The organism is Thermoflexus sp., from assembly GCF_034432235.1.
Lineage (GTDB): Bacteria > Chloroflexota > Anaerolineae > Thermoflexales > Thermoflexaceae > Thermoflexus.
The window spans coordinates 1-4,172 of the sequence record NZ_DAOUCJ010000055.1 but is presented as its reverse complement, the minus strand read 5'-3'; the positions used below and the strand labels follow the sequence as shown (position 1 = coordinate 4,172).

Sequence of the window (4,172 nt, the reverse complement as noted above, 5' to 3'; positions counted from 1 at the left end):
ACCTGCCTTTGCTCGTGCCGGAGATGGGTTTCTGGAGCGATCCAACCGCTGGGAGCAGTGAAGAACTCCAGGCGCAACGGCTGGCTCAGATGTTGGTGCGGGGTCTCTCTGTTGATCTTCGGATGCTGGCTTGGTTCTCCGTTTTCGATGATGGGCCCGGCACCGAGGCTCATGGTCTGTTCCGGGATCGGGATCTCAACAATCCGAAGCCTTCTTACTGGGCTTATCAAACATTAACGCGGGAGCTTCATGGCGCTCGTTATCTCCATCCCCTCGAGATCCCTGGAGTTGAGGCTTATGTCTTCCGTATGCCGGAGGGTGTGGAGAAGACCGTTCTCTGGGCTCGTGGATCCAACACCGCGGTTGATTTCCCTTATCCATGCTTGCGATTGGTGGACACGGTCGGGACGGTCTACGATCCCATTCGGGATGGGGATCCGAATTGGGATGGGGATGGGACTGCAAACGGCCGGATCCGGCTGGGGATTTATGTGGATCAACCCTTTTACGTGATGCCTCGCCCATGTCCCTGACCAGAACGCTTGGCCCTCTTGGTGGGATGTTCCTTCTCCTGGGCGTTTTCCTGGCTGGGGCCGCATGGGCGGCTCCGGAGGAGGGCCCCCAACAGCCGCTCGCCAATGTCCTGGTGGGGGAGTTGGTCGCGGGCCGTTCGATTTGCCAGACCTTCGTGGCTCGCTTCCCGCATCTGGCAGAAATCCGTGTCCGGATCGGCACATATGGACGACGCAATCAAGGGGAGCTGCGATTCGTGCTTCGAGAGGGAGGATGGGATGGACGGCTGTTGCGCGTGGCCTATGCGGAGATGGCCATTCTGCGAGACCACGAAGAATATGCTTTCACCTTTCCGCCTGTGACGTCCTCCGCAGGGCGACGTTTCACCTTCTGCCTGGAGGCTCCAGAGGGACAACCCGGGAACGCAGTCGCGATCTGGGCGGCAGACACGGATCAGTATCCGGAAGGAGAGGCCATCTTGCGGGGATTCGAGGGAGGGGAGGCGGACCGTGTTCAGGATCTAACATTCCGCGCCGGCTATGCCCTGACCGTCCCTGATCGCTGGGTTATCCTGGCGGAGCGCCTGGGTCAGGGGAAGCCAGTGGGATTCAGATGGGGAGCGGCGTATGGTCTGGTTCTGGGAATTTATTTGCTGGGCACAGGCCTGGCCTTCCGAAAAGCCTTCGCTTTGGGTTAGAAGAATGGGGGAGTGGTGGAAAGCGGCAGGCATCTGCCTGTTCTTGCTTTTGGAGCTTGCGGGGTGCACCTGGGCGGACACTCAATTCCTTCGCCCGATAGCTCCTGCTCTCCTCCTGGAACCGGGCCACACCGTGGGGCAAACCTTTGTGGCCCGCCATGGCGGGTTAAACGGTTTGGAGCTCTGGCTGGAGCCGGAGCGGGGGGCGAAAGGCATCCTTCGCCTTCACCTTCGAGCCGATCCCCGATCTCCGATTGACCTGGCCGTGGTGGAGTTGCCGCTGGAGGCTGTCACAGTTCCCCGCTTTTACCGCTTCTCTTTCCCTCCAGACAACCGCTCCCACGGCATGTATCGCTATGCTTTCCTGGAACTGGAAGGCAAGGGCGCGGTGCGGGTGGGTGCTGCCCCCGGCGATGCCTATATCGACGGCGCGGCCTACCGGGACCATGAACCCCTGGATGTCCAGTTGGCGTTTCGGTTGACTTACGATCTTAAAGGAATCGCCATAGAGCTCGCGCAAGCGGTGTTGGCTGGAGTTGGGTTCTTGTCTCTATCCGCGTTGATTTATTTGATTCCGGGCTATGTCTTGCTCGCGTGGTTCTGGACAGGGGGATCGCTTTCCTGGCCGGATCGCATAGGGCTGGCGGTTGGGATTAGTCTGGCACTTTACCCCCTTCTCCTGTTGTGGACTGATTTCGTGGGCGTGCGTGGGGGGGCGCTATACGCGTGGCTGCCAGCGGGAGGCGGGCTTGTGGCTCTGGCTTATCGGCATCGGAGATGGCGGATGCGCCAGGGGTGGGCGGCTTTGCAAAGGTGGTGGCGTGAGGAGGCATCCGGGCCAGACGGCATGCTAATCGGAATCCTCCTCCTGGCCTTGGGGGTTCGGTTGCTGGTAGCGCGCGGGCTGGAAGCGCCTATGTGGGGCGATGGTTTGCAACATACGATGATTGTTCAGTTGTTGTTGGATCATGGCGGCCTGTTCCGAGAATGGGCTCCCTACGCTCCCATTATAAGTTTTACCTATCATTACGGCTTTCACAGCCAAATGGCCGCGCTCGCCTGGATCAGCGGTTGGTCCGCGCTCCAGGCCGTGCTGTTCGGGGGCCAGCTGATGAATGGGCTGGCTGCCTTTACCCTTTATCCTCTGGCGCGCCGGATGGGGGGATCTCCATGGGCAGGTGTGGTAGCTGTGGCTCTTCCAGCCTTGTGGTGGTCAATGCCGATGTCTTATACAAACTGGGGGCGCTATCCTCAGCTGGCCGGGCAGACCCTCTTGCCGGTGGCCGTGCTCCTGACAGTGGAATCGCTAGAGTCTCAGAAGCCGAATCTTCGTTTACTTCTTCTAACCGCGTGGGTGGTTGCCGGTCTGGGGTTAACTCATTATCGAGTCCTGGCCTTCTATGGAATTTTCTTGATCGCGTGGATGCTTGTCCATGGGCGATGGTTGCTTGATCCGGCATGGAAAGAGCGCGTACTGCGGTTATTGATTCTGGGAGGGCTCGTAGTCATCCTGATCATCCCCTGGTTGGGGCGGTTAGGGGAGGGAGGACTTCCCGCCTTCCTGCAACAAACCCTATCCGCTGGCGGTGGAAGTAGCCCGGGTCTGGAGACGTGGGGAGATCTGAAAATGTATATGCCCCTGTGGGGCTGGATCCTGGGAGGGTTGGCCCTGATTGCTGGATGGATGCGTCATCGGAATAAGATCGGATTTCTATTGATCTGGTGGGCTGGCGCCTTTCTGAGCGCCAATCCGCAGCTGGTGGGCCTGCCAGGGTCTGGGGTGATCAGCAGCTTTGCCTTCTGGATTGGGATCTACTTCCCAATGGCCCTTTTGATCGGTATCGCAATCGGAGATCTCCTGGAAATAGGATGGCGCAATCCATGGGTTCGGCGGATGGGAATCGTTCTAATCGGGTTATTCGGAGCCTGGGGTGCTTGGAATCGGCTTGGGGATATTGATCCCGGCTCTCATGCCATGCTGACCCGACCGGATCGTCAAGCAATGGATTGGATCCGTATACATCTGCCTTCGGATGCGCGGTTTTTGATTAATGGGTTTTTAGCCTATGGAGGTCAGGATGCGGTAGGCAGCGATGGGGGATGGTGGCTGCCCATGTTGGCCCAACGAGCGGTTTTGATCCCTCCCCTCCCGTATGCCATCGAGCGGACCACCGATCCGCATCTTCCTTCACGTCTTCGGGAATGGATTTCCCGTTTGACGGCGCGTGACCCCCAGATCCTGAACGATCTGGTTCGCTTGGGTTGGTGTTACGTCTATGTGGGACAGCAACAAGGTCGGGTCAACGCTCCCCAGCCTCCTCTTTGGATGCCCGATGAGCTACGGGGGGGCCCTTGGGAGCTCCTATATCATCAGGATCGGGTCTGGATCTTCCGGTGGCGGGATTGTGAGTATCCCGGGCGGGAATAGCCCCAACGGTGGGGATTCTCCGACTCGGAGTAATCCAAAGGGAGTATAGACAAGATCCCGGGAACTCCACTAATATATCAGAGCCTTATTCTCCGCGGAAGGAGGCTTGGCCATGATGCGAAAATTGCGCTGGATCATCCTCTTTGCTGTCCTTTTTTCGATTGTGGGCTCTGCATGGGGGGCCCCTCCTGGTCAATTTACCATAGATTTTAATATTCAAAATATGGGAACAGGCCCAGCCAACATTGTTGTGAATTTTATAAATCCAAATGGGTCCTCTGCAGGTACGAAGACCTTTAGCGGCGTGCCTGCAGGAGGATCGGCATATTTTAATCCAGCCCTTCATACGCTCGATGGAGGCGGCACCTTGCCCTCTGGGTGGCAGGGAGCTGCAATCGTGAGCGCAGATCAACCGGTCTCTGCGATCGCCACAGTAGCGAACAATCTCTCTGGATCTCAGTATGTATCAGATGCCTACGTGGGAATCGGAGAGCCCTCTACTGTGGTTTTTGCGCCGATTGTGATGGCCAAGTT

Annotated in this window: 3 protein-coding genes and 1 pseudogene; all 4 read left to right on the top strand. The window is 58.1% G+C overall.

Annotated features, from left to right (window positions below):
* Positions 1-533 (top strand): annotated as a pseudogene (locus VAE54_RS06700) (hypothetical protein); the annotation flags it as partial.
* Between the two features lie 26 nt (positions 534-559).
* Complete coding sequence (locus tag VAE54_RS06695) at positions 560-1,210, top strand: hypothetical protein (protein ID WP_322801173.1); 651 nt, start codon at positions 560-562, stop codon at positions 1,208-1,210.
* Between the two features lie 4 nt (positions 1,211-1,214).
* Positions 1,215-3,638, top strand: a complete 2,424-nt coding sequence (locus VAE54_RS06690) for a DUF6541 family protein (RefSeq protein WP_322801172.1) — start codon at positions 1,215-1,217, stop codon at positions 3,636-3,638.
* Positions 3,639-3,750: 112 nt separating this feature from the next.
* Positions 3,751-4,172: hypothetical protein (locus VAE54_RS06685; RefSeq protein ID WP_322801171.1), on the top strand; the 422-nt coding region annotated here is incomplete at its 3' end.